Source organism: Sorangium aterium, from assembly GCF_028368935.1.
Lineage (GTDB): Bacteria > Myxococcota_A > Polyangia > Polyangiales > Polyangiaceae > Sorangium > Sorangium atrum.
Map to the genome: position 1 here is coordinate 486,791 of NZ_JAQNDK010000001.1, position 19,642 is coordinate 506,432.

The 19,642-nt window shown below is 72.8% G+C and carries 16 protein-coding genes; 10 read left to right on the forward strand and 6 right to left on the reverse strand.

The genetic code is table 11. The features are described from left to right. Window positions 1–88 precede the first annotated feature (88 nt). From POL72_RS01605 to POL72_RS01635, 7 genes are all read left to right on the forward strand, one after another. Complete coding sequence (locus POL72_RS01605) at window positions 89–1,531, forward strand: hypothetical protein (RefSeq protein WP_272093177.1); 1,443 nt, start codon at window positions 89–91, stop codon at window positions 1,529–1,531. Between the two features lie 379 nt (window positions 1,532–1,910). Further along, window positions 1,911–2,585, forward strand: a complete 675-nt coding sequence (locus POL72_RS01610; protein WP_272093179.1) for an SUMF1/EgtB/PvdO family nonheme iron enzyme — start codon at window positions 1,911–1,913, stop codon at window positions 2,583–2,585. After that, window positions 2,582–2,776 carry a hypothetical protein gene (locus POL72_RS01615; RefSeq protein WP_272093180.1) on the forward strand — a complete coding sequence of 65 codons (195 nt, stop codon included), beginning with the start codon at window positions 2,582–2,584 and terminating at the stop codon, window positions 2,774–2,776. Before POL72_RS01610 ends, POL72_RS01615 begins: the two co-directional genes overlap by 4 nt. A gap of 230 nt (window positions 2,777–3,006) precedes the next feature. Continuing rightward, window positions 3,007–3,864 (forward strand): 1-acyl-sn-glycerol-3-phosphate acyltransferase, encoded by an 858-nt coding sequence (locus POL72_RS01620; protein WP_272093181.1) that lies wholly within the window; start codon window positions 3,007–3,009, stop codon window positions 3,862–3,864. 239 nt (window positions 3,865–4,103) lie between these two features. Continuing rightward, window positions 4,104–5,531: a serine/threonine-protein kinase gene (locus tag POL72_RS01625; protein WP_272093183.1), complete on the forward strand. Its 1,428-nt coding sequence runs from the start codon at window positions 4,104–4,106 to the stop codon at window positions 5,529–5,531. Next, window positions 5,528–6,568: a hypothetical protein gene (locus POL72_RS01630; protein WP_272093184.1), complete on the forward strand. Its 1,041-nt coding sequence runs from the start codon at window positions 5,528–5,530 to the stop codon at window positions 6,566–6,568. The genes POL72_RS01625 and POL72_RS01630 overlap by 4 nt, the downstream gene beginning before the upstream one ends. A gap of 23 nt (window positions 6,569–6,591) precedes the next feature. Beyond that, on the forward strand, window positions 6,592–7,626 hold the full coding sequence (locus POL72_RS01635; protein ID WP_272093186.1) for a YncE family protein: 1,035 nt from the start codon (window positions 6,592–6,594) through the stop codon (window positions 7,624–7,626). A gap of 55 nt (window positions 7,627–7,681) precedes the next feature. On the opposite strand, the gene POL72_RS01640 is transcribed toward POL72_RS01635, so the two are convergent. The 5 genes from POL72_RS01640 to POL72_RS01660 all read right to left on the reverse strand — a co-directional run bounded on the left by POL72_RS01640 (window position 7,682) and on the right by POL72_RS01660 (window position 10,897). Next, window positions 7,682–8,497 carry a hypothetical protein gene (locus POL72_RS01640; protein ID WP_272095898.1) on the reverse strand — a complete coding sequence of 272 codons (816 nt, stop codon included), beginning with the start codon at window positions 8,495–8,497 and terminating at the stop codon, window positions 7,682–7,684. A gap of 18 nt (window positions 8,498–8,515) precedes the next feature. Continuing rightward, on the reverse strand, window positions 8,516–9,214 hold the full coding sequence (locus POL72_RS01645; RefSeq protein ID WP_272093187.1) for a DUF2914 domain-containing protein: 699 nt from the start codon (window positions 9,212–9,214) through the stop codon (window positions 8,516–8,518). A gap of 276 nt (window positions 9,215–9,490) precedes the next feature. Then, entirely contained in the window at window positions 9,491–9,685 is a 195-nt protein-coding gene (locus POL72_RS01650) for a hypothetical protein (RefSeq protein ID WP_272093189.1), read from the reverse strand. Between the two features lie 288 nt (window positions 9,686–9,973). Then, window positions 9,974–10,207: a hypothetical protein gene (locus POL72_RS01655; protein WP_012236968.1), complete on the reverse strand. Its 234-nt coding sequence runs from the start codon at window positions 10,205–10,207 to the stop codon at window positions 9,974–9,976. A 96-nt stretch (window positions 10,208–10,303) separates the two neighbouring features. After that, window positions 10,304–10,897 (reverse strand): hypothetical protein, encoded by a 594-nt coding sequence (locus tag POL72_RS01660; RefSeq protein ID WP_272093190.1) that lies wholly within the window; start codon window positions 10,895–10,897, stop codon window positions 10,304–10,306. Window positions 10,898–11,118: 221 nt separating this feature from the next. Here POL72_RS01660 and POL72_RS01665 point away from each other — a divergent pair, with 221 nt between their 5' ends. Further along, the gene (locus POL72_RS01665; RefSeq protein WP_272093191.1) at window positions 11,119–12,381 is read left to right on the forward strand and encodes a serine/threonine protein kinase; all 1,263 of its coding nucleotides are present in this window, start codon (window positions 11,119–11,121) and stop codon (window positions 12,379–12,381) included. After that, complete coding sequence (locus POL72_RS01670) at window positions 12,378–15,608, forward strand: serine/threonine protein kinase (RefSeq protein WP_272093192.1); 3,231 nt, start codon at window positions 12,378–12,380, stop codon at window positions 15,606–15,608. The genes POL72_RS01665 and POL72_RS01670 overlap by 4 nt, the downstream gene beginning before the upstream one ends. 195 nt (window positions 15,609–15,803) lie before the next feature. Here the strand turns inward: POL72_RS01670 and POL72_RS01675 are convergent, their stop codons facing one another. Then, window positions 15,804–16,619: a hypothetical protein gene (locus POL72_RS01675; protein ID WP_272093194.1), complete on the reverse strand. Its 816-nt coding sequence runs from the start codon at window positions 16,617–16,619 to the stop codon at window positions 15,804–15,806. A gap of 509 nt (window positions 16,620–17,128) precedes the next feature. Between POL72_RS01675 and POL72_RS01680 the strand changes: the two genes are divergently transcribed. Then, the gene (locus POL72_RS01680; protein ID WP_272093196.1) at window positions 17,129–19,486 is read left to right on the forward strand and encodes a cyclic nucleotide-binding domain-containing protein; all 2,358 of its coding nucleotides are present in this window, start codon (window positions 17,129–17,131) and stop codon (window positions 19,484–19,486) included. The last annotated feature ends 156 nt before the right edge of the window (window positions 19,487–19,642 follow it).

Consider the following 19,642-nt stretch of genomic DNA (forward strand, 5'->3'; position numbering starts at 1 on the left):
AGCGCAGGCGAGGGCTCGGCTGCAAGCGCGCTGAGCGGCGCGAAGCGCTCGCGACGGCGCGCGAACGACGCTACAGGGATCCCACTTCGTGGCGCCCTCCCCCCGCCCCTCCTCTGCCTCTTCCCCCGACACCGACGCGGAGGTGCCGCTCGCCGCGCCGCGTGCCTCTGGCGAGAGCGGTGCGCCGCGCGTCCCTGACGAGAACGCTGCGCCGCGCGCCCCTGGGGAGAGCGGCGGCGCGCCACACGGCGCGCGCGGCAGGCGGCGCCTCCGCGCCCTGATCGCGGCGCTCGTGGTCGTCGCCCTCATCGGGGCCGCCGTCGCCGCGATCCTCGTGCTCGGTCCGCCCGCGCTCCGCCGGCGCATCATCGCCGAGGCCCGCGCGCGCGGCGTCGCGCTCGATCCTGGCGTGATCGACGTCGATCTCCGCTCGATCCGCCTGCGCGACGGCCGCTTCTCGCTCCTCGGGGTGCGCGGGGTCTCGGGCACGGTCGCGCGCGCCACCATCGAGCTGCGCGGGCTCTCGCCCGCGCGGATCGCGACGGAAGGCGTCGAGCTCACCCTCGTGGGGACCGACGCCCTGGAGGATCTGCCGGCGTGGGTCGCGCAGTACGGCCCGCGCGCGGCGGCGCTGCCGCTCACCACGGGCCGCCTCCGCCTGGGTCTCCGGGATCGCGACGGCGGACCGGAGGTGCTCGTGCTGGCCGACGGCGCCCTCGAGCGGCGCGCGGCCGCCCCGGTCGAGGGCGCCGCCGCGCCGCCCGGCGCGCCGCGGCCGGAGATCGGCGTCCTGAAGCAGGCCCGCGTGCTCGTCGCCGGCAAGGAGATCGCGCGCACCGACATCGCCTGGTCCCTCGGCGCAGCCTCGATCGCCCTCGGCTTCGGCGGCGAGGACCTCGTCTCCGCGCCGCTCAGGGCCGAGCTCCGCCCACGCCCCTCGCCGAGCGCCGCGATCGAGCTCGCGCCGACGCCGCTCTCCGCCGTGGGCGCGCTCCTCGGCGTCGACGTCGGCGCCTCGACGATGGTCGTCGCCGGAACGCTCGAGCTGCGGCTCGCGGATGGGGCGGACCGGACCGCCCTGTCCGAGGCGCCGCTCGAAGGGCCGATCGCGCTCACGGTGAAGGGCTTCACCCTGCCCCACCCCAGGGAGCTCGACGGGCTCCTCTTCGGCAACACCACGACCGTCAAGGCGGACGCGAGCATCTCGGCGGACCGCCAGCGCGTCGCGCTGAGCGGCGTGGAGGTCGCCGCCGGCGCGCTGAAGCTCAAAGGAACGGGCACCGTCGAGCGCAGCGGCGCGGACGCCGCGATCGCGATGGATCTATCTGGATCCATCCCATGCTCGCTCCTGGCCGGCTCTGCTGCGATGTCGCACCTGACCGGCGCCGTGGGGCTGCTCGCGCGCGACCTGGTGAGCCGCGCGCTCGCAGGCTCGGTGGCGGTCCAGGTCCACGTCGACGCGCGCGCGAGCCGGCTGACCGCCGCGCGTGTCACGCCGAGCGCGATCCTCCGTTGTAAGCTCCGCTTCTAGCGGGTCGCTCCGCCGCGCCGGGTCCCGCGACCCGGAACCCAGAACCCGAATCCCGGGAGGAAAGGACGGTAGGGCGCCAACGAAGCGGATAGCCCTGGAATTTTCTCTTCCTGGCATTCAAGGTACCCCCGTCGCGGCTCGACGGTCGAACTGCTTTTCCCGGCGCTTTCGCTTCCAAGCACCGCTGTCGCGCCTTGCCGTCCCCTGCGGGAGCACTCCGTCCGAGAGCCGCGAGGATCGATGAGGGAGGAAGGCGGAGGGCGAATGTCTGTGTCGAGGACGATCCGATGCGATGAACCAGGGCGCGGAGCACGGGAGGCGCGGCGCGCGCTCGACGCGCGACCGCCGCTCTGACACGTTGTTCGATGAGGAGCCCGCAATGCGCTCTGGAGCTCTCCCCCTCGCCGCTCGGCTCACCTCGCTCCTAGGGCTCGTGGCGCTCTTCAGCGCTGCCTGCAACGGCGGTCTCGGCGCCGGCATGGACGACGCCCCGGGCGGCGGGGGCGCGGCGGCAGCGTCGTCGTCGTCGTCGGCCTCCGTGGCATCCTCGTCACCCTCCGTGACATCGGGCGGAGGCAGCGGCGCAGGCGACGGCGGGGGCCCCGGAGAAGGCGGCGGGGGAGGCAGCGGCGGAACCGACGAGCAGGACTTCCCCCTCGACTCGACGCCACCGGCGCCCTGCCCGCCCGACATGGCGGAGGTCGAGGGATACTGCATCGATCGCTTCGAGGCGCCGAACGTGGAAGGCGCCCTGCCGCTCGTCATGGAGAGCGCCGTCTCGGCGCACGCCTGGTGCGAGGAGCGCGGAAAGCGCCTCTGCACCGAGGACGAGTGGGACACGGCGTGCCAGGGCCCCGAGGCGTTCGTCTATCCCTACGGGAACACCCACGAAGCGGAGCGCTGCAACGACAACAAGACGTGGAGAGCGCCCGACGAGGGCGCGCTCAGCTCCTGGCCTTCGGATGGAGCGCTGGCCGAGGTCCAGGCGCTGTACCAGGCCGAGCCGAGGGCTCGCGACCCGGGTGCGCGAGCGCGTTCGGCGTCCACGACATGACGGGGAGCGTCGAGGAGTGGGTGGTGCGCACCCAATACCACGTCAACGAGTATCCTCACGTCCTCAAGGGCTGTTACTGGTCCGGCTGCTTCGGCGGCGCGAAGCCGCGGTGCGGCTCCACGAACCCGGCGCACGGGGACGGGTTTCGCTTCTACGAGACCGGCTTCCGGTGCTGCCGCGACGTCGAGTGAGCGACCCGGCGGCGACGCTCGGGCCCGCACAGGAGCGGCCCGACGGCGCGGCGCGCAGCGGACGTTCGGCGCGAGCGCAGGCGCAGCGCCGCCGGTGACCGACGCGATCCCGCGCCGTGGCCTCGCGACAGGCAACCTGAACGAACCGCTTCCCCTCGGTCCGGCCGCACGCTAGGGCACCCTGAACGGTGCTGACCTTACCGAGAGAGCCTCGCCCCAGCCTTGACCTCGTGAAGGACGCGATCGCGGCGTTCGCGCTCAAGGGCCGCGGGCGCGCCCGCCCGGACGATCTCGACGCGCGCGATCCGGCGTTCATCGCCCGGGTGCTCCCGCTGCTCGGCTTCCTCTACGACGACTACTTCCGCTGCGAGACCGAGCTCGAAGAGCAGCTGCCCGACGGCCCCTTCCTCGCCGTGAGCAACCACAACGCGATGACGGGAATGCCCGATATGTACTGCCACATGACGGCGTTCTGGCGCCTTTATGGGCCATCGCGGCTGTCCTACGGGCTGATGCACGATCTCCCGTTCAACGTCCCGAAGGCCGGCGCCTGGCTCAACGCCTGCGGCGCCATCGCGGCGAGCCCGGAGAACGGGCGGCGAGCGCTCGCCCGGGGCGCGGCGGTGCTGGTCTTCCCCGGCGGCGATCTCGACGCGTGCAAGCCGACCTCGGCGCAGTACACGATCCGCTTCGGCCGGCGCCGCGGCTTCGTCCGGCTCGCCATCCGCGAGGGCGTGCCGATCGTGCCGATCGTGAGCGCGGGCGCGCACCAATCCCTCTACATCGCCACGGACGGGAGCAGACTGGCCAGGTGGCTCCGCCTCCCCGAGCTCGCGCGCTCGAACGTGGCGCCGCTCGGCCTCGCCCTGCCGTGGGGGCTCATCGTCGGCATCCCGATCCCCCATGTGCCCCTGCCGGTGAAGATCCACACGCGGGTGCTCCGCCCGCTGCACCTCGGGCTCCCGAGAGAGGCCGCGAGCGACCCGGACGAGGTCGAGCGCGCATTCGCGCAGATCGTCGCGCGCATGGAGGCCGGGCTGGACGAGCTCCGGACGGCGGGCAGGCACGGTCTGTTCCCGCGTGGTTGATGGGCCGCAGGGTTGATGGGCCGCGCGGTTGATGGGCTGCGTGGTTGACGGGCCGCGCGGTTGACGGGCGAACCGCAGGAGAGTGGCGGCGCGGTGGCGTGCGTGGCGTCCGGAGCGCGCCCGGGGCCCGAGCGGGCAGCGCGCGGCGCTCCAAAACCAGCGGGCGCGCGACAAAGGGCGCTGGGCCTCGCGCAGCGCTCGGAAAACCGAGTCCGTTCATGTAGGCTTGAGCGCCAGCCGTGACCCCCGACCGCACCGCGCAGCTCCTCGCACCGCTGGCCCAGCCGGGAGAGCTCATCGCAGCCAAGTACCGCGTCGAGCGGGTCGTGGCCATCGGCGGTATGGGCGTCGTACTGGCGGCGCGCAACGAGGATCTCGACCAGAAGGTCGCCATCAAGATCCTGCGCCAGGACGCCCTCGCGAACCAGGAGGCCGTTACGCGCTTCCTGCGGGAGGCGAGGACGGCGGCGCGCCTGTCGGGCGAGCACGTCGCGCGCGTGTTCGACGTCGGCACCACCGAGACCGGCGTGCCCTTCATGGTGATGGAGTTCCTGACCGGGCTCGATCTCCAGCAGGTCATCGATACCCACGGTCCGCTGCCCATCCAGGACGCTGTCGACTACGTACTGCAGGCCCTCGAGGCCGTGGCCGAGGCGCACGCGGCCGGCGTCGTCCACCGGGACATCAAGCCTTCGAATCTGTTCCTCGCCGAGCACACGGACGGCACACGGCACATCAAGGTCCTCGATTTCGGCATCTCGAAGGGGCAAGGCCTCGACTCGCCGGCGGAACCGGGGCTCACGTCGACGAAGCAGGTGATGGGCTCGCCCGGGTACATGTCGCCCGAGCAGATGATGGCGCCGAGGACGGTCGACGGGCGCGCCGACGTCTGGTCGTTCGGTGTGCTGCTCTACACGCTGGTGACGGGCGAGCCGCCATTCCAGGGCGAGACCGTCGCCGCGGTGATGGCGAACATCCTGCACCAGCCGGTGCCGCGGCTGCGCGACAAGCGCAGCGACGCGCCCGCCACGCTGGAGCGCATCGTCTCGCGCTGCCTGGAGCGCGACGTGAGCGAGCGGTACGCCAACGTCGGCAAGCTCGCGCAGGCCCTCGAGCCGCTCGGGTCGAGCTTCGCGAAGCTCTCGACCTCGCGCATCCAGAGCGCGATCGGCGCGGCGTCGCCGGCCGGACAGACGTTGCTCAACTCGCGGGCGGCCGAGGACAGCGACAGGCTGTCCGGCGCGTCATGGTCGCACACGAGCAACCGGCGCCGCTCGCGGCGCAGGCTCCTCGTCGCCGCCGGCGTGGCCGCGCTGGTGGCCAGCGCGGCCGGGGCGGGCATGTGGCTCGTCGCGAGCGTGCACGTGGCGTCGCAGGCGCCGAGCGCCGCCGCGTCACGCCAGCCCGAGCGCGCCGCGGCCGACGCGCTCGGGCCCGAGCCGCCCGCCGCAGCGCCGAGCGCTCCAGCCGCGACCGCCAGCGCAACGACCGAGGCGTCGAGCTCGGCGGCGCCGCCGGCGTCTGCGCCGAGCGCGGCTCCCACGGGCAGCGCTGCGGCCGACGCGCGCCCGAAGGCGACCGCCTCCGGAGCGCCGCTCAAGCCGGGCCACCCGCCGAGACAGCCGAGGTCGATCAGCGAGGACGAGATGCTGAGGAGCCGCCATTGAGATCGTTACGAGCGCGACACGCGGGCGCATGGCTCGCGCTGCTCTGTGGGACCAGCCTGACCTCACCGCTCCTGGCGCAGCCGACCGCGGCGGACAAGGCGCTCGCCGAGGGGCTGTTCCAGGACGGCAAGAGGCTCATGGACGAGGGCAAGCTCCAGGAGGCCTGTCCGAAGCTCGCGGAGAGCCAGCGCGTGGATCCAACGGTCGGGACGCTGCTGAATCTGGCGGTTTGCCACGAGAAAGAGGGCAAGACGGCCAGCGCATGGGCCGAGTTCACGGAGGCGTCCTCGCTCGCGGCGAGCGCCGGGCAGCAGGATCGCGCCCAGTTCGCGGCCAAGCGCGCGTCCGAGCTGGAAGCCAGGCTGACGCGCCTCGTCCTCGACGCGGCGCAGGCGACGCAGACGGCTCCTGCGATGACAATCACGCTGAACGGCAAGGAGCTGAGCGCCGCCGCGGCCGCGGGCTCGGGCATCCCCGTGGATCCGGGCACGGCGACGATCGAGGCCAAGGCGCCGGGCAAGCAGCCCTGGTCGCAGCGGGTGACGCTCGACCCCGGGCCCAGCACGACGCGGGTGACCATCCCGCCGCTCGCGGACGTCGCCGTTCAGGCGGCGAAGGCGGCTCCCCCTGCCCCGCCGCGCCCGCCGCCCGCCCGTCCGGAGGCCGCGAGGCCCGAGGCGACAGGCAACCCGATGCGCGCGCTCGGCTTCGTCGCTGGCGGCGTCGGCATCGCCGGGCTGGGCGTGGGGGCGGTGTTCGGGGTGCTGACGATACAGAAAGCGGGTGATGTCGAGGAGGGGTGCAGCGGCAGCTTCCGCTGCAGCCGCGCGGACGTCGAGGCGAACGAGAGCGCCCAGACGAAGGCGATGGTCTCGAACATCGCGATCGGCGCGGGGCTGGTGTGCCTCGGGGCGGGCGTCGCGATGGTCCTGATGTCCCCTCGTTCACAGGAGCGGGCTGCCGCGGTCGAGCGCGTGTGGGTCGCGCCCAGCGTCGCTTCGGACGGGGGGCGCGTGGTGCTCGGAGGCCATTGGTGATGCGAAGCTCGAAGTGCTCTGCCGTGACGCTGGCGCTTGCCGCGCTCGCGCCGTGCCTCAACGGCTGCGCGGAGATCGCGGGGCTCGAAGATCGCCAGGTGATCCCGCTGCTCGTGATCGCCCAGAACCAGGCAGAGCCTCGCGCCATCGCGCTCGACGAGGAGGCGATCTACTGGACCAACGGGCGGAGCGACGGGACGCAGGAGAGCTCCACGGGCGGCGCGCTCCGGAGGCAGATCAAGGATGACTGGGAGGTCGTCGATCTGCTCGAGCCTTCCAGCGAGGCGCCCGAGGCCATCGCGGTGGACGCGGCGCACATCTACTGGTCGAGCACCGACACCCGATATGCCAACGAGAACTGCATGGGCACGGGGAGCACACGTGACAAGCTGCTGAGGCTGCCGAAGGACGCCAGGTTCCCCGCAGCTCCCGTGACCGCCGAGACAACCCTCTGGCAAGGTTGCGGCAAGATAAGCACCCTCGTGATCGGCAGCTCCCGGGTCTACGGAGCGCGGACCTCGGGCCACCGCGTCACGTGGGCCGACAAGGACGAGAGCGACGAGGGCAGTTACCCCACCGGGGTCTCCGAGCCGAACGGGGCCCCCATCGGCGTCGCGACGGACGGGAACATCGTCTATTTCACGGACAAGGCATCGGGGACGATCTTCGTCGACGACGTGGGCAACGACGAAAAGGAGAAGGCCGTCCTCGAAGGTCTCGTGGATCTGGGTCTGATCGTCATCGACGACACCAACCTCTACTGGGTCGCCGGGAACAGCGTATGGCGGTACCCGCGGAGCCAGCCGCCTGGCGAGGACCCGGTGCCCCTCCTCGAGGGGCTGTCGAGCCCGCCCACGGGGCTCGCCGCCCATGGGGACTACCTCTACGTCACCGTCGAGGCGACGGGGACGGTCTACCGGTTCCGCAAGGACACGGCCGGCGCTCAGGAGGAGATCGCGACGGGTCAGGAGGGGCCGAAGGGCATCGCCGCGGACGGGACGGGCGTTTACTGGACGAACTCCGTTTCGGGACAGATCGTCCGCTTCAACGACGAGTGACGCGCAGCCGCCAGCCAGGCGGCCTCCCCGCGCGGGCCGCTGGGCCCTCCTGGGCTCAATCGATCTGCAGGTGGTAATGCGGCGGCCGCGACTCCTCGAGCGCGAACACGCCCCCGACCTCGTCGACCCCCTCGAGGAAGGCGCGCTTCTCCGCGGGCGTCATGTCCCGGTTCCGGATGTCGACGGCGCCCTCCCGGAGGTGCGCGGAGATGAACACGCCGCGATCGATCTGGGCGCGGATCACCCGCTCGAGGGCGGCGATCATGGCCTCCGGCGGGTGCTCGGCCGAGCGCTGCTCGTCGTAGGCGCTCTTGATCTCGCGCACCGCCGTCTTGTCCTTGTAGAGGCCGAGGACGTCGGCGCCGTGCCGGAAGAGCTCGTGCATCGCCTCGGCCTGTCGCGCGGGATCCCGCGTGCCGCTCGTGACCACGAGCTCTTTTCCGGTTCGCCGGAAGTAGGCGGACGCGATCTTCTCGACCTTCTGCTCCACGGCGGGCGCGAGCTCGACGCCAGGCAGGAGCACGTAGCGGCGCTCCTCGTCGGCCTCCGCCGGCGCCGCGCCGGGCGCCGGAGCCCGCGCGGGCGGCTCGGCGTCGGAGGCCTCGGCGTCGGAAGCTTCGGCGTCGGGGGGCTCGACCTCGTCGTTCTCCTGGACGTGCAGCGAGAGCACCCTGGCGGCGGGGCCGTCGGGCACCCAGAAGCCGAACCCCACCTGCGCGCCGAGGGCGGGGGCGGTCACAGGCGGGCGTGGCGTCCCGACCAGCTCTGGCGCCGGCGCGGCCCGGGAGACGCAGCCGCCCGCAGCGAGCACGAGGGCGATGACGACGGCGCGGCGAGCGCCCTGGAGAGCAGAAGAGCGCGAGCACAACATGCGAGCCACGGGCGCCTCCTACTTCGTGATCGTGAACGAGGCGCGCGCGAGCTCCTTGCCCGCCGCGTCGCTGACCGTCACCGCCCAGAGCCCCGCCGAGCGCGCCTTCCGCGTGGCAGCCCACGTACGGAAGCGCCGTTGCGCGCCGACCGCGAGGGGGATGCGCAGGGGCGCGCTGCCATCGGGCGGCGTGAAGGTGACGCTGATCTCCGAGGTGGCCTGGTCCTTGTTCGAGAGCTCGACGAAGGCGTAGAGGCGGTCGATCTCCGCGCTCGCGAACGAGGTCGCCGGCTCGAGCGGCTCGCGGCCGGCGATGCCCTTCGAGACGACGAGCCGCATCACCTGGAGCTCGGGCGCTCGAGCGGCGCCCTCTCCCACGCCGCCCTGCGCCGCGCCGGCGGCCGTGCGCCCCTCCTGAGCCGACCCCGACCTGCGGCGACGCTCCCGTGCCGGGCCGCGGGCGGGCGACGCGTCCGCCGCGTCGCTGCGGCGCTCCTCCGCGGCAGCGCCGCTCGCGGCGGCCTGGGCCGCGTCCGGTCGCGCCTCTCCCGCCGCGGCCGCGCTCGCCTGCCCCTCGGCCCTGCCGCCCGGCCTCGCCTCTGCCAGGCGGTTCAGCGCGGGAAGCTCTTCCCGGGAGATCCGCGCGATCGCCTCGCTCGGATCGCTGCAACCGAGCCCCGCCCCGCCGAGAGCGGCGGCGGCGAGCGCCAGGACCATGGTTTTCCGTGTCGTTCCCCGGGTGTCCACACCGACGAGGTGCCACGATTCAGCAGAGGGGGCGAAAAAACGGCAACCCGACGGCCAGCGGCCCCGCGGCCCGCGCCGGACTCACGAGGGATCGTCGCCGCACGCTGAACGTGGGGTCCGGGGCGCAGCCATCTCGAGGTTCCGAGATTTCATCAGGGAATTCCTGATGTATGGCAGCACCGCGTCGCGGCGTGCCAACGCTCCGGTGGGAGCCCACGTCCGCGAGGGGCCTCGCGGCGCTCCGGGTCAGTGCTTCGGACGGGACCGACGCGGACCGTTGGTCGACTCGCCCTCTGGCGTCGTACCGAAGCTGGTGATCGCGCTGTCTTCGATCATCAGGATGAGCAGGCCCCCGCTCGCGCCTCGTGCCGTCTTCGCCCGGGATCCCTGGCTTGTCTCCCGCGACGAGTGGTCCGAGCTCTCCGCTGCGATCCGCTTCATCTCCAACTCCTTCAAGACTTCAGTCCTGCTGTTCACGCCCCGGCCGGCTGACCTGCGTGGACTTCCGTGCACCGCGTCTGGGGCGAAAACCGAACCGGGCGCGAGAACGCCAATATTCGCAGAATAGTCACGGACTCGACTGAAAATCACCTGGAAAGCGCCACGCCCGGCGGATTCGTTCCGGCAGAGGCTCGAGCGTCGGTTTCCACTTCCACTTCTACTTTCACCTGGATCTATCGAGATTTCATCGAGATTTCAGCGGAGGTCGCGAGGTGGCGCGACAGGGATTCAGCGGCGGCCGAAGCCGGGCAGCTGGCGGGTCGCGGCCACCACCTCGTCGCAATCGATACAGCGCATGAGCCCGTCGACCAGCTCCATGCTACCGAGGCTGCCGCACTCCGGGCAGCGGTTGGCGAGCTGGTGCTTGCTCTCCTCGCAGAGCCGGCTCTGCTCCGCCTCGGCCTCCGCCTCGACACGGAAGATCTCGGCCGGCGTGCGCGCCTCTCGCTTTCGGTCATCCATGGCGCGCAACGTATCATGTGCTCGGCGCGCGCTGCGAGCGCAGCGCGCCGCGCTCGCAGCGCGCACGGCCGCGCGGCCTCTGGGCCTCTCGATCGCTCACCGCGCGGACTCGATCATGCTCCGGAACGCCGACCGCGCCGACTGCACGGTCTCGTCGGGGCCGACGATCCTGAAGAACCAGTTTCCGCCATCCGGCGCCCTCACCGCCGCGCCGATGAGCCGGTAGTCGTCCTTCACCATCTCCACGGGCGATCGCTTGCGGGCGCCGGACTGCGGCCCGAGCGCGATCTTGTAGGTGCCGGCCACCTCGACCAGCTCGACCGGCATGCCGCGCACCTCGAACGACGCGCGTTTGGCCTTCGCCCCGACGTCGCCATCGAACTGCGCGAACCACTCGTCGAAGCGCGCGTCGACGTCTCCTTTGCTCCCCAGACCGAACGAGAGGACCTGCACCTCGGCGTCCTCCTTGTCGTTCGCCGCCCTCGGCACCTTGTAGAGGGCCTTGCGCGAGCCGTCGCGCGGCACGTCGAGCGCGGCCCAGCTCCCCGGAACGTCCCACGCGAGCCGCGCGGCGGCGGGCGCGCTGGAGACGGCCGGCGGCGGCTCCGGCTCCGCCGGGGTCCTCGAGCAGGCCGAGACCGCGAGCGCCATCATCGCCGCTCGAGCGAACGACACCCGGCGTCGGAGCATGGAGGCGGTTCTACCACCGTGCCCTCCGTCGAGGCGCAGGATTTCGATACCCCGCGCGGCCGGGAACCGCGATCCTCTCCTCGGGCGACGAGCCGCCCGAACGGGGGACGTTGCGCTCGCAGGAGGGACCCGGCGCGATCCGAGCCCAGGCTCAGGTGTAAGCCCTCGGCCTTGCTCGCACGTAGAAGAGACGCCCCGGCCAGGGAGAGGAGACGGCGCGCATGGATCAGATCGGCGAGTACCTCGTTCGACGCCTCGTCGGCGAGGGCGGGATGGGCAAGGTCTACGAGGGCGAGGAGCGCCTGTCGCGCCGGCGCGTCGCGCTGAAGGTGCTCCGTCCCGAGCTCGCCCGGAGCGAGCAGGGGCGCCGGCTCTTCCTGAACGAGATGCAGATCCTCGCCCACCTCGAGCACCCGAACATCGTCCGGAGCCTCGCCAGCATCGAGGCCTCCGGCGAGCTCGTGATGGTGCTCGAGTACCTGGACGGCCAGACGCTGCGGTCCGTCCTTGGCGCCGCCGGCCGCCTCCCCTGGCCGGAAGCTGTGCGGATCACCGCCAGCGTGGCGAGCGCCCTCGCGGCGGCCCACGGGCAGCAGCCGCCCGTGATCCACCGCGATCTCAAGCCCGAGAACATCATGGTGCAGCGGGACGGCGGCGTGAAGGTGATGGACTTCGGCATCGCCAAGGTCGTGGAGGCGATGAACCAGACCAACACGCAGAGCGTCGGCACCCTCCAGTACATGAGCCCGGAGCAGATCGACGCGCGATCCATCGATCACCGCTCGGATCTCTACTGCCTCGGGCTCATCCTGTACGAGGCGCTCTCCGGCAGCCCGCCGTTCCAGTCGGCCTCGCCGCGGGAGCTGCTCAACCTGCAGTGCACGGCAGAGCCGCCGCCGCTCAGCGACGAGGTGCGGAGCGGGCTGCCCCGCGGCGTCGAGCAGCTGCTCTTCCAGCTGCTCGAGAAGGCGCCCGAGGATCGGCCGTACCTCGCTCAGGACATCGTGGATCGGCTGGAGCCGTTCCAGACCGCGGTGAGCGCGCCGCACCGCGCCGGAGATCGCGTCCGCACGAGCGCGCCGCACCACGCCGGCGACCATGACCGCGAGATCGCCCCGCACCGCGCTGGCGACCGCGACCGCGCGAGCTCGCCGCATCGCACCGGAGATCGCGACCGCGCGAGCTCGACGCATCGCGCCGGCGACCGCGCGAGCTCGCCGCACCGCGCCGAGGACCACGACCGCGCGAGCTCACCGATCGCCGCGCGCGTCACCGGCGGAGCGGACGCGCCTCGCGCCGATACGATCGCGCTCGTCGAGCAGATCGACAGGCCGCGCGACGTCCCGATCAGGCTCGCGATCGCGATCATCGTGACGCTGTCGGCGCTCGCGGGCCTCGGGACCTGCGCGCTGCGCTCGACGAACGGCGCGCCGGAGCCGCCCGCCAGCACCGCGACCCCGGCCTCCCCGGAGGGGGCGCGGTGAGGCGGGCGTCGCCGGAGCAAGCGGGCTACACGGAAGGCGCGCCCCTCCCGGCCGTGGGCTGCGCCGCGCGATGGCGCTGCGGCGCAGGCGCAGTCGAAGAGCTGTGGCGGCTCGGCGGGGCGGACCAGGACGCTCCCGCTCCGGCAGGGCCCGAGCCCCAGGCCGTCGCGGCGCGCCTCCTGTCGCTCGGGAGCGCCGGCGTCGGGGGCTTCATCGACGGCGGCGTCGCCTCGCCGGCCGAGGGCGAGCGCGCCGCCGCGGCGAGCCCGGACGGCGCGCGCGTCTGGCTCGTGCGGCGGCTCGCGGGCGCGCCCTTCTCGGATTGGATGCGCGCGCGGCGCGGGCCCGTTCCCTTCCAGGAGGCGCTCGGGCTCGCCATCCAGGTCGCCCGCGCGCTCGCCGCGTGCGAGCGGGCCAGCCTGTTCCCCGGTCCGCTCTCGCCCGACGCGGTCCTCGTGGACGACGGAGGCCGCGTCACGCTGCCCGCGAGCGCGCTCGTCGCCGCCCTCGTCGGCGCGTCGCCGAGCCGCGGCGCCGCCACGGCGCCCCGCGGCGAGGGCGCGCGGGTGTCCTCGGAGATCCCGCCGCTCTGGACGCCGCCCGCGCAGGCCGACGGCGCGATCTGGGACAGCGCCGCGAACCGGTACGCGCTCGGGCTCGTGCTCTACCGCCTGCTCGCGGGAGAGCACCCGTTCGCTGGCGCTGGCCTGCGGCACGCGCTCGGCGAGGCCGCTCGCGCGGAGCCGCCGCCGTTCATCGAGGGCGTCGCGACCTCGCTCCCCGCGGGCCTGCAGGGCTACGTGCTGCGGCTGCTCCATCCGGACCCGTCGGAGCGGCCGCCGCGCGCCGAGGAGATCGCCGATGCGCTGAGCGGGTTTCTCGACGAGCGCCCGCCGGCGCTTCCCGTGCACGCCGGCCGGACCTCCCGCCGCGCTGGCGCGGCCACCCCGGCGAGGACCGGCCCCGCGCCGCGCGAGCGCGCGCGCCCGGGCGACGCGGGCGACGCGGGCGACCACCACCCGCCGCGCAGCCCAGCCGGCGCCGCGGCTCGGCTGTGGCGGATCGCCCCCCTCGGCGCCGGCGCGCTGATCGCGTCGGCCGCGCTGGCGCTCTCGCAGGGCGAGCCCGGTCCAGCGGCGCCGCGCGCGATCGCCGTCGCGCCGGTCGTGCCGCTCGCGCAGGCGCGGACGGCGGCGGAGGACTGCGCGGCGTGCCACGGCCGCCAGGCCGCGGAGTGGCGCCGCTCGGTGATGGCGCACTCGGTGAAGAGCCCGCTCTTCAACGCGCTCGAGAGCCTCATCGAGGAGCAGGTGGGCCGCACCGTCGACTGCCCGAACGGCGCGGGCATCCTGCGCAAGGCCGATCCCGCGCGCGCCTGCCGCGACGGGCGGAGCGGCGTCGCGGTGACCGGCTCGGGCGGCGAGCACTGGTGCGTGAACTGCCACAGCCCGGCGGAGAACCTCGACGCCGCCATGCCCGCGTGGGATGGCCGCGCCGGCGGCGATCCCCGCGCGCGCCTCCCCGTGCGCGACCTGCTCACCCGGCGTGGCCTGGAGGGGATCTCCTGCAGCTTCTGCCATCAGGTGCACGGCCCGGTCGGCCCGCGCGGGCGCGCCGGGTACCAGGGCAACCCGACGTGGACGTCCTTCGTGACGGGCGCCGTCTTCGCTGCGCGCCCCGAGGACGGCCGCGGCCTGTTCGGGATCGCCAACAGCGGCTACGACCTCCGCCCCGAGGAGCTGCTGCTCCCCTCGGGTCAGGGCGCGGCCCCGCGCGCCGCGCTCCAGCCGACGGGATCGGCGGGCGCCATCGAGCCCGTGGTGCACGGTCGACCGTCGGCGAGCGCGAGGGCGTACCTGCGCTCCAGCGAGTTCTGCGGGGCGTGCCACGACGTGCGCCTCTTCGGCAGCGACAGCCTCGCCGCGGCGCGGGGCGAGCACTTCAAGCGGCTGCGCAACGCCTATACCGAGTGGTCGGACTGGGCGAGGTCCGAGGAGCGCGCGGGCCGCCCGGCAGCGACCTGCCAGGACTGCCACATGAGCACCTACCCGGGCGTCTGCGAGGCGGCCCCGGCGGCGGGCGCCGCGCAGGCGTCGCCGGCAGATCCCGAGTGCCCGCCCGGCACGCGCTTCGCCCCGCGAAGGCCTGGCGCGCGCCCGCGGGGCCGGATCGCGGATCACTCGACCGCTCCGGCGGACGTCGCGACCCATTACTTCTCCGGCGTGGATGTACCGCTGTCGGACGAGTTCCCCGACGCGCTGATCGATGAGCCGTCCCTCGACGTACACGGCATTCCGGCGGGCGCGCGCCGCCGCCGCGATCTCTTGCTCCGCCACACGTTCCGCTTCGAGCTCGGCGCCGCGCGCCGCGCCGGCGCGGCCGGGGATCGCGTCGAGATCCCGGTCGAGATCGAGAACACCGGCGCCGGGCACAAGGTGCCGGCCGGCTTCAGCCAGGAGCGCGAGTTCTGGGTTCACCTCGTGGTGAGGGATGGAGAGGGGCGCGTGGTCTACGAGGTCGGCCGGATCGACCGCGCCGGCGAGGATCTGAGAGACAAGGTGTTCGCCCGGGTGACCACCGATCCGGACGCGAACAGCCCCTTCGCGCCGGCGGGCACTCCAGGCGGGTTGTTCGGCGCGGACGTGCGCGACGGGCCTGATGTCCCCCTCTGGACCCCATCCCCACGGCTCGGCGGCACCTCGTTCCGGGGGCTGGGGCTCATCAACTTTCAGAACGGCTTTCTGCGCTGTGTCCGATGCATCGGCATCGTGGCCGCGGACGGCACCTGCCAGGCCGGGCCCGGCCAGGGGCTGCACCACGCCGATCGGTTCGCGGACGGCGATTACGACCTGGACACGGGCGCTTGCGGCTCGAACCTGTCGGGGCAGAACGCCTTTCTCGAGACCTATTTTCCGGTCGGCGCGCTGGACGCGAGCCGCGGCGTCGTGAAAGGGCCGGACGCGATCATCGATACGCGCTCCGTGCCCCCCGGCGTGCCGATCCGGTACACCTACGATCTCGGCACCGGCCAGCGGCGCGGCCCGCTCCGGGCCGAGGCGAGGCTGCTCTTCCGGGCGTTTCCCCCGTTCCTGATCCGCGCCTTCGCCGCGTACGAGCGGGAGCAGGCGCGGCGCGGCCTGCGGCCGACCGGCCCGCTGGTCACCGATGCGATGCTCGAACGCCTCGAGATCGTCGAGCTCGCGCGGGCCGAGGTCGAGATCCCCTGAGCCGAGGTCGCCGCGATGGATCAACGGACGCAACAGACGCAACGGACGCAAACGATGCGACGGACGAGGCCGACACCTCGACGCGCCGGCCGACAGAAAGGGGCAAGCCCCTACCCCGGCCTGCGGGGTAAGGGCTTCGCTGGTCAGGCGCTGACGAGCTCAGCGCGCCGTGGTCATGAAAAGCGTCGCCGCCGATCAGGGAGGGGGCGGGGGCGGATCGGTCGGGATCGGATCCGGCAGCTTGAACAGCCTGCCGATCCGGTAGGGGCGCGTGGAGGGCGAGTAGTAGCTCGTCTGCGACGACGTGACGCTCCACGTGTAGCCGAGCAGGACGCCCGAGAGCGAGTCGGTGTACACACGCACGTAGCCCGTCCCGGCGCCCGGCTCCATGTAGCCACCGGTGCACGGACCGCTCCACCGGCTGTCCCTGTACTGGCCCTCGGAGCACCCGTGCGACGAGCTGGTCGAGTCCGCGATCGGCACGGCGTACTGCTTCGTCCCCGAGTAGCGGGGGTTGATCTGCGGGAGGATCTCCTGCGGCGCGCCGGTGATGATCATCGTGTGGCCGGCGTAGGTGATGCCCGTTTCGCCGCGCACCTCGCCGATGGTGAAGACATCGCCCTTCTGGATGTCGACCGCCCGTTCGACACGGCGGAAGAACGTCTCGAACCCGGAAGGGGTCGCGCCGACCTTCGGGCTCGTCTTGACGAGCTGGAAATAGTAATCGGACGTCGGGCTGTTCTTGCCCCACATCGCATAGATGTCCTGCTGGGTGTACCCCATCGCCTTCTGCAGCGACAACGTGAAGAAGCACGCGGCCTTGGTCGAGCCGGTCCACGCCTTCGACTGGTCAGGGTCGTCCCAGTTCACGAAGCAATCGGGGTCATTGCCCCACTCGTTGACGACAGCGTTGTCGATGAACTCGACCGCCCAGTCCTCGGGGCCCTTCGCGCTCGCGGAAGCCGAAGCGAGCGAGATGAAAGACGCGGCAGCCAGGGAAGCAACAGCCAAACTCGTCGTGCGCCTACTCATACTTCTACCTCGTTGATTTTGAATGACATTGCATGTGCACTCAAGAACAGATGCTAGTCATTTCATGCCGAACCCTCAAACGAACCCTGGCGCCGAAGATGCCGAGTCTAGCAGGATGGATATTCACTGTAATCGGCTTGGGTGTCAAGGCATTTTCGGGACGCTCGTCCTTTTTCTCCACCTTCTCGAACGTGAAGTAAGACCATGTCGTCCCTTAAGACAGCGGATGCGCGACGGTGTGGAGCGACGGTATCCGACGCCATGACACGCCGGCCTCGTCTGCTCCTCCGCGTCGGCACCCGCGCCCGCGTTCTTCGCGCCGGTTGTGTTCCTTGCGCCGCTTGCACGCCTTGCGCCGCTTGCACGCCTTGCGCCCCTTGCTGGGTTCCCGTCGACCTCGCTCCGCGGGGCGGCACGGGCCGTGATCGCACGGCGAGGGCGGGTCGGGAGGAGCGGCGGCCTGCGTGCTTCGACCAGGAGACCTGCTGATGCCCTCATCGGACCACACCCGCGGCGGCGCGCGCGACGCCGGGTCTGACCGCCCCCAGCCGTGGCCGCCGGCGGTGTTCGACGCCCCCTTGCTGCGAGGGCTCGACGAGCGCGCCCGGCGCGAGATCTCCGGAGCGGGGCGGCTCCGCTCCCTGTCGCCGGACGAGGTCGCCTATCGCGCGGGCGACGCCGGCGACGCCTTCTTCGTGGTCGCGTCCGGGCGCGTCGCCCTGCGCGCGACACGCCGCGGAGACGATCGCGATACCGAGGTGCGCACCGCGGCCGCGGGCGACGTCGTCGGCGAGGAGGCGGTCGTGGGGATGTCGCGCAGGACCACCGCAGTCGCGCTCGCCACCAGCGTGCTCGCCGAGATCCCGGTCCACCTGTTCCGCCGCGCCGCCGGCCGCTCCGGCAAGGCCGAGATCGCCGAGAGGCTCGAGCGCGCGCTGCGGAGGAGCGCGACACGCGACCTCCTCAGCACCCTCGCCTTCACGCGTGACCTGGACTCGGAGGACGTCGAAATTCTGCTTGACGCAACGAGTCATCGGCGCTTCGAGCGGGGTCAGGCCATCTATCGCACAGGCGATCCGGCCGCCGAGCTGTGGCTCATCGCCGAGGGGATGGTGCAAATTCAGACCGAGGACGGAGATCGGATTCATGTGCGCGCGTACCTCACCCGAGGTGATTTCTTTGGTGACGTCGAGCTCGACGAGAACCGCTGCCGGGCGGCGAGCGCCGTGGCCAGCGGCGCCACGGCGCTCCTGTCCGTGCCGTCGAAGACGTTCGCCGCGCTCGCGCGGAAGCACCCTGATCTGATCCCCCGACTCCGGCGCATCACCGGCGAGCACCACGAAAGGCAGGAGGCGGTCATCGCCGGCCATGCGCGCAATCACACGGCGCACATCTTCAGGGACCTCTATCGCCTTCAGGTCGCGCGGTCGCTCCTGGTCATCGATCTCGAGACGTGCGCCCGCTGCGGACACTGCGCGTGGTCGTGCGCCGACGTGCACGGGGTCTCACGGCTCGTGCGCCGCGGAGACAAGGTGCGCGCGCGGGTGGACGACGCGGAACCGGCCGCGCGGAAGGAGGCGCCGCGCAGCCTCCTCCTGCCGAACTCGTGCCAGCACTGCGAGAGCCCCGCCTGCATGATCGAGTGTCCCACCGGCGCGATCGGCAAGGACACCGGGGGAGAGGTGTTCATCCGGGACGCGCTCTGCACCGGCTGCGGCGCCTGCGCAAAGGCGTGCCCGTGGGAGAACATCGCGATGGCGCCGCGCCCCGCGGCCGCGCCGCGCCCGCGAGGCGCAGACTTCACGGAAATCGCCGTGAAGTGCGATCTCTGCCGCGACTACGATGGCCCCGCGTGCGTGAAGGCCTGTCCCACAGGCTCGATTTTCCGCGTCAACCCTGCGGAGGAGATCGCCGACGTGCGCGACCTGCTCGGCGGGGCACGGCGCGAACAGGAGCGCTCCGCCGCGCCACGGAGCGGCGCGGCGGTCGTCGCTGGCAGCGCGCTCGCGGCGGCCGGGCTCGGGGCGGCGGGGCTGTCGGCGCACGCGCGCGGCGGCGCGCGCCCGGGCGAGGGCGCCGCCTTCTCGGCGGGCGTCGCGGCCGCGGTGGGCATGGCGCTGCTCCTGCTCTACGCGGTCCCCAAGCGCGCCGGGCGATGGGCGTGGATGCGGCCCAGGCGGCGCGGCGGCGCGGCCGAGGAGGGCGGCGATGCCGCGCTGGTGAAGAGCCGCCTCCGCCCGCAGCTGACCGGGCACCTCGCCATCGGCCTCGTCACGGCCGGCCTCGCGCTCGCGCACGCGCCGTGGCCCCGGTCCGGCCGCCCGACGCTGGGCGCGGCGCTGCACCTCGTGTTCTGGGCCACTGCGGCGGCCGGCGCCTTCACGGCGATCGCGTACCGGCTCGCGCCTCGGCGCCTCGCCCGGATCGAGCGCACCGCCGCGCTGCCCGAGGATTTCAGCGCCGCCAGGCGCGAGCTGCTCGACCGCTTCTACCGCGAAGTGAGCGGGCGCAGCGACCTGGTCAAGAAGATCGTCGAGAAGATCCTCGTGCCCTACCTGCAGAGCCCCCTCGGCCCGCTCGTGCTGCTCGCCTCGGGGCGCGGCCTGCGCGAGGAGGAGCGCGCGCTGCGCGCCCGCGTCGACGCGGTCCTCGAAGGGCGCGGCGCGGAGCGGCTCGCCGGCCTGGCGGAGCTCATCCGCCTCGCCGTGGAGCTGCGCGCGCTCCCGGCCCAGCGCGCGCTCCTCGCCGCGCTCCGCGGAGGGCTGCCGGCGCACATCATCACCTTCGGCGTCGCCGCGGCGCTGCTCGTGCTCCACGCGATCACGGCGCTGAGCGTGCCTCGATGAGCGCGCACCGGACCGGGAGCTCGCGCACGCCGCCCCACACCGCCGCCGCGGCGTGCGACGGAGCGCCGAGATATCCCGGACTCGCTATGAAATGGTTGCGAGGCATGGCATTTCTTTGTGCGCCGCGCGCGTCTCTGCCGGCGCGGGGATGCCGGC

Coding starts and splice junctions, on each gene's coding strand:
- POL72_RS01655 (WP_012236968.1), bottom strand. CDS start 10,207: ATGGATGACCGAAAGCGAGAGGCGCGCACGCCGGCCGAGATCTTCCGT.
- POL72_RS01660 (WP_272093190.1), bottom strand. CDS start 10,897: ATGCTCCGACGCCGGGTGTCGTTCGCTCGAGCGGCGATGATGGCGCTC.
- POL72_RS01680 (WP_272093196.1), top strand. CDS start 17,129: ATGCCCTCATCGGACCACACCCGCGGCGGCGCGCGCGACGCCGGGTCT.
- POL72_RS01615 (WP_272093180.1), top strand. CDS start 2,582: ATGACGGGGAGCGTCGAGGAGTGGGTGGTGCGCACCCAATACCACGTC.
- POL72_RS01640 (WP_272095898.1), bottom strand. CDS start 8,497: ATGTTGTGCTCGCGCTCTTCTGCTCTCCAGGGCGCTCGCCGCGCCGTC.
- POL72_RS01645 (WP_272093187.1), bottom strand. CDS start 9,214: ATGGTCCTGGCGCTCGCCGCCGCCGCTCTCGGCGGGGCGGGGCTCGGT.
- POL72_RS01665 (WP_272093191.1), top strand. CDS start 11,119: ATGGATCAGATCGGCGAGTACCTCGTTCGACGCCTCGTCGGCGAGGGC.
- POL72_RS01610 (WP_272093179.1), top strand. CDS start 1,911: ATGCGCTCTGGAGCTCTCCCCCTCGCCGCTCGGCTCACCTCGCTCCTA.
- POL72_RS01650 (WP_272093189.1), bottom strand. CDS start 9,685: ATGAAGCGGATCGCAGCGGAGAGCTCGGACCACTCGTCGCGGGAGACA.